The organism is Paracoccus endophyticus (genome assembly GCF_003286075.1).
GTDB classification, from domain to species: Bacteria; Pseudomonadota; Alphaproteobacteria; order Rhodobacterales; family Rhodobacteraceae; genus Paracoccus; species Paracoccus endophyticus.
In genome coordinates, this window is sequence record NZ_QLUV01000054.1 from 1 (window position 1) to 748 (window position 748).

2 protein-coding genes and 1 pseudogene are annotated in these 748 nt (G+C 41.3%); all 3 read left to right on the forward strand.

Annotated features, from left to right (window positions below; all coding sequences use genetic code 11):
* Positions 1-75 precede the first annotated feature (75 nt).
* On the forward strand, positions 76-450 hold the full coding sequence (gene priB, locus DPQ23_RS15210; RefSeq protein WP_005598106.1) for a primosomal replication protein N: 375 nt from the start codon (positions 76-78) through the stop codon (positions 448-450).
* Entirely contained in the window at positions 425-652 is a 228-nt protein-coding gene (gene rpsR / locus DPQ23_RS15215) for a 30S ribosomal protein S18 (RefSeq protein ID WP_005598105.1), read from the forward strand. Before priB ends, rpsR begins: the two co-directional genes overlap by 26 nt.
* A gap of 17 nt (positions 653-669) precedes the next feature.
* Positions 670-748, forward strand: a pseudogene (rplI, locus tag DPQ23_RS16225) (50S ribosomal protein L9); the annotation flags it as partial.

Consider the following 748-nt stretch of genomic DNA (forward strand, 5'->3'; position numbering starts at 1 on the left):
CTAAAGCGGCAGTAACTGAAGCGTCACCAATGGTGAAAGCGAAAGAAAGCAAAGTTGCTGAAGCGGTAGCTGAAGTTGAATCAGAGGAAGCTGGCGAGTAATTCGCCGATTGATAATTGCTTAATTCTGAGCGGCTCGGTCGCTTCAACGGTTAAGCAAAGCCAAAACCCGTTAGGGGTTCCGAATTACCGTTTTTGGCTTGAACATCGTTCAATTCAAACCGAAGTAAATTTAGAGCGTCAAGCGTGGTGTAAAATCCAAGTGATTTTAAATGGCAATCAATTTAGTTTAATAACCCAACAAATAAAGCTCGGCGATAAAATTAGAGTTTACGGATTTATCCACACTCACAAAGACTATAACGGTTTAAGCCAATTAGTCGTTCATGCCGAACATATTGAATTTATAGATCAGGAGAAGCCAAATGGCACGTTATTTCCGTCGTCGTAAGTTCTGCCGTTTCACAGCGGAAAATGTTGTTGAGATCGATTACAAAGATATCGCTACATTAAAGAACTACATTTCTGAAAGCGGCAAGATTGTTCCTAGCCGTATCACTGGTACTCGTGCGAAGTATCAACGTCAATTAGCTCGCGCAATCAAACGCGCTCGTTACTTAGCGTTACTTCCATACACTGACAACCATCAGTAATAGAGAGGTCGAGTACAATGCAAGTTATTTTATTAGATAAAGTTGCTCACTTAGGTTCTGTGGGCGACCAAGTAACTGTTAAATCAGGTTTTGCAC